Here is a 4267-nt window from a genome sequence, read left to right on the forward strand (position 1 = left end):
CCGCTGCTGCTAGAGCTCATCAAGGAGATTCTTGAATGTGATGGTCACCATGTCCACATCGCCGACAGCGGCCAGGCCGGACTGGACGCTTTCCGAGGCGCCAACAAGCAGGGCAAACCTTTTGACGCGGTGATCACCGACCTTGGAATGCCCCACCTGGATGGCCGTCAGGTGGCGCAAATCCTCAAGAAGGAATCTCCGGCCCTGCCCGTCATCATGATGACCGGTTGGGCAACTCTGATGAAAGGGGAAGAAGATCTGCCTCTGCATGTGGACGGGGTGCTGAACAAACCGCCCAAAATCACCGAATTGCAGGAAACGCTTCGTCGCGTGACCCAGCAACGGATTGGCGCCGGCAAAGTCTGACGTGTGCCTCCGGACTCCTTCGGACTTCTCCAGGTCTTCACGCGCTCCCGGCTTTCTGAAGGCACGATGCGGAGATTGGACTTGAAAAAGACTGCCGACTGCGAATAGTGGAAGGCATCCCGGTCGGACGTGAAGTTTGCGGAACTGCAAACTGGAGTCACCTCCGAACATCCGCGGAAAGGCCCAGGCAATCCAAACTCAACACGTCTTATGAAAAAACTGCTTCTCATCCTTGTTTCAATCACGGTCGCGCACACACTCGCGCGGGCACAGCTTTCCTTCAACGGGTCCTACACGGAGAACTTCGATTCCATGGGGGCCGCCGGCACGGGTTATCCCGCCGGCTGGAGCGGAGTCCGCTACGCCGGCACAGGTGGAACAGGTGCATTGACGCTGGGCGTCACCACCGGCACGACGACCACCGGAGGTCTGTATAACGTCGGCGCCTCGGGGGACGCCGACCGCGCGTTGGGAACACTGGCGTCCGGCACAACCGTTCCGCGTTTCGGCGCGCAATTCGTGAACAACTCGGGGGCAACGTTCGACCAGATCACCTTCAGCGGGTTGAGTGAACAATGGCGGACCGGGACCAGCGCCACCGCCAACGAGGCCGTGACCTTCGAATACAGTTTCAACGCCACGGACATCAACGACCCTGCGGCGACCTTTCTTCCCTTGTCGGGCATGGACCTCACCGAAATCCAGACCTCCTCGACGACCGGGGGCGCCATTGATGGGCACGCCAACCAGATTGCCATATCGGGCACCATTTCAAGCGCAGGTTGGGCGAGTGGGTCAACTTTGACCGTTCGCTGGAGCGACCTGGACGATACCGGTTCCGACGGGCTTTACGCGGTGGACAATTTCAGTCTGTCGGCGACGGCGGTGCCAGAACCTTCCACCTTCGCGCTGCTGGGACTCGGCCTGGCCGGATTGCTGGCTCGTCGTGTCCGGCGCTGAAAGCCCTTTCGCAGAAGATTGACGGCGCCGCGCAGTTTGGCCGCTCCGAATCCGGAGGTTACTCGGTATTGGGATAAGAACCGAGCACCTTGACGAAACTGCATTGATGCTCGAGTTCGCCGACGGCCCTGGCGACCCGGGGCTCATTGACATGGCCGTCGCAATCAATGAAGAAAAAATACTCCCATGCCTTGCGCTTGCTCGGACGCGACTCGATTTTTGTCATGTTCAGCCGATAGTGGCGGAAGGCGGCGAGCGCGCGGTGCAGCGCGCCGACCTTGTCCACCAGGCTGATCATCAGACTGGTGCGGTCGTGGCCGGTGGGCGGGCTGCATTGGCGGCCCAGCACCAGGAAACGCGTGGCGTTGGCGGCATTGTCCTGAATGTCATGCTCCAGCACCCGAAGATCGTATTTTTCGGCGGCAAGCATTCCGGTGATGGCGGCCGCGTGGCCGCGGAGCTTCGTGGTCTTCGGAGCGGGGTGCGCGGCGAGTTCGGCTGAACGCGCGTTGGAGGACGTTTCCAGGATTTCGGCGTGCGGAAGGTTCTTTTGCACCCAGGACCGGCATTGCGCCAGTGCCTGCGGGTGCGCGTACAAACGGCGGATGTCCTTCGAGGGGCAGTCGCCCGCCAGGCAGTATTGAATCGGCAGAACGATTTGCGAAACGATTTTCAAATCGCTGTCCACGAACATGTCGAGAGTGTGCGTGACGACGCCTTCGGTGGAGTTTTCAATCGGCACCACGCCGTAGTCCGCGCGGTTCTTGCTCACCTCGCTGAACACGTCCGTGATGGTTTTATGCGGGTAGTAACGGAGGCTGGAGCCGAACCGGCGGATCGCGGCCTGATGTGTGAACGTGGCCTCCGGTCCAAGATAGGCGATGCGCATCGTCTTTTGCAGCGAGAGCGCGCTCGACATCACTTCGCGGTAAATCGCGCGGATGGCCTCATTGGTGATCGGCCCCCGGTTCAACCGGCAGGCGCGTTGCAGCACGGACAGCTCGCGGTGCGGCGCGTACACCTCCTCGCCCGCCTTCAGTTTGATGGCACCGATTTCAAGGACGTGCTGTGTGCGCTCGTTGAGCAGCTTGATGATCTTCGCATCCAGCTTGTCGATCGCCTTGCGATGTTCGGGAATGTTCACCCAAGGCAGAATGCAGAATTACGAAAGAAGAATCAAACCCGATTCAGCTACTCGCAAAAACGCGTCAAAACGGCATTTACAAAACCGAAGCGTGAAATAGAAACCGATTTATCAAGTTCCTTCTGTTCTTCTCCTTCAATCTTATCAACAACCGGCCCGTATTTTGCCGAATCTTTATTCAAGTCGGCCTTCCAGCCGTCCACAACCTCTTCGATTTTCCGCAATTGATCCTTGTCCATCCAGATGCCGCCGCATTCAGTGCATTTGTGCAAAATGATGCCACTCGTGTCGCCGTAGTTGAAATGTTCCATTTGCACATTCTCGCACGCGGGGCAATTCAGTTCGTCGTGGTCGTCTTTTTCGGCGGTGAAAATCTCCCTGTTCACCGCGGCAAGTGACGCAATCTCTTCCGGGGTGAAAACTTCGTCATGATGTTCGACAATTTTTTGCAACTCGCCGGCGTGGAGCCATTCACCTTGACAGGCGGTGCAGACTTCCACCGTCTGGCCTTCGTATCCGGTCGAGCGGAGCGTCGAACCACAGCGTGGGCATTTCATGCGTGAACTATGCGTCACCCGGGAATGGCGGCAATAGAAAAGAGAATTCCAATAATTTGCCGCGGCTTTTCCTGTTACGTTTCCTGATGATTACCTTCCGGCTTCGGTCCTCCGCCCTCCGAAAGCGCCAGCTGCTCCGGCGGCGCGGTGGCCAGCCCCGGCTCGACCGTCAATAGGGATTCTGGTTTCTGCACGGGGATGCGCCGCAGTTCGTCCGCGGCGGGCAGTTCTTCGAGACTGCGCAGGCCGAAGTACTCGAGAAACAACGACGTTGTTGCATAGGTCATCGGCCGGCCGGCCACCTCCGCGCGGCCGACCTGTTCGATCAGACCGCGTTCGTGCAACGTTTGCATCACGCCGTCCACGGACACGCCGCGAATCTGCTCCATCTCCGCGCGGGTCAACGGCTGGCGGTAGGCGATGATGGCCAGCGTTTCCAGGGCCGGTTGCGACAGCCGCGTCGGACGCATCTTTTCGCCGACCAGCGCCTTGAGCCACGGCGCGTATTCGGGCTGGCTGACGAACTGCCACGAGCCCGCCACGCAGACGAGCCGGTAACTGCGCTGCGCCAGTTCGTGGTCCTTCGCCAGTTGTTCGAGCGCGGCGTTCAGATCGTCGGGTTTAACTTTCCTGAACGGCTTGACGGTCCCGTCCTCCGAGTGCTCCGCGGCTTCGGAAAGGACGTTGCGCAGCTCGGCCGGGCTGAGTGGTTTTTGCGCGGAGAACAGAACCGACTCCAGAATGAGCTTCAATTCCATCAGGTTGATTTCGGGTTATTTGGCGGTTCGTAAGGCGACCCGGCGGCGGCAGGCGCCACGGCCGGGGCGCGGCGGATTTCGATTTCGCTGAATGGCGTCGGCTGGAGGACAACGATCTGTTTCAAACGAATCAATTCCAGCAGCGCCAGGAACGTGACCACAACTTCGGTGCGGCTGGTGGTCTGTTCGAACAACCCGGAGAATTTCAACGGCGCATCGCCGGCGATGGCCTGACGGAGCCGTTCGATCTTTTCGCTGACCGTCCACTTGTCTTCAAATATGTCGCGCGCGTCGTCCTTCAGTTGAAAGCGCTTGAGCACGTTGCTGACCGCGCTGATGAGGTCGAACAACGAAACCTCCGGCCGCGGCGGCGGCGTGGCGGGCTCGAACTCCAGACGCGCGGGCAGTCGCGGGAAAATGTTCTCCTGTTCGGCTTCGCGAGTCTGCAATTGCGCGGCGGCATCCTTGAATTTTTTGTATTC

6 protein-coding genes are annotated in these 4267 nt (G+C 59.5%); 2 read left to right on the forward strand and 4 right to left on the reverse strand.

Annotated elements, in window-relative coordinates; translation table 11 throughout:
• Both VN887_10970 and VN887_10975 read left to right on the forward strand, forming a co-directional pair.
• The coding region (locus VN887_10970; protein ID HXT40527.1) for a response regulator at positions 1-366 on the forward strand (366 nt) is incomplete at its 5' end.
• Positions 367-576: 210 nt separating this feature from the next.
• Positions 577-1326, forward strand: a complete 750-nt coding sequence (locus tag VN887_10975; GenBank protein ID HXT40528.1) for a PEP-CTERM sorting domain-containing protein — start codon at positions 577-579, stop codon at positions 1324-1326.
• Between the two features lie 58 nt (positions 1327-1384).
• On the opposite strand, the gene pheA is transcribed toward VN887_10975, so the two are convergent.
• The 4 genes from pheA to VN887_10995 form a co-directional block, all read right to left on the reverse strand.
• Complete coding sequence (pheA, locus tag VN887_10980) at positions 1385-2470, reverse strand: prephenate dehydratase (protein ID HXT40529.1); 1086 nt, start codon at positions 2468-2470, stop codon at positions 1385-1387.
• A gap of 47 nt (positions 2471-2517) precedes the next feature.
• A complete protein-coding gene (locus VN887_10985; GenBank protein HXT40530.1) occupies positions 2518-3027 on the reverse strand; it encodes a zf-TFIIB domain-containing protein in 510 nt (169 codons plus the stop codon).
• Between the two features lie 74 nt (positions 3028-3101).
• A complete protein-coding gene (scpB, locus tag VN887_10990) occupies positions 3102-3785 on the reverse strand; it encodes an SMC-Scp complex subunit ScpB (GenBank protein HXT40531.1) in 684 nt (227 codons plus the stop codon).
• A partial coding sequence (locus VN887_10995; protein ID HXT40532.1) for a segregation/condensation protein A occupies positions 3785-4267 on the reverse strand: 483 nt, incomplete at its 5' end. The genes VN887_10995 and scpB, both read right to left, overlap by 1 nt.

The organism is Candidatus Angelobacter sp. (genome assembly GCA_035607015.1).
GTDB lineage: Bacteria > Verrucomicrobiota > Verrucomicrobiia > Limisphaerales > AV2 > AV2.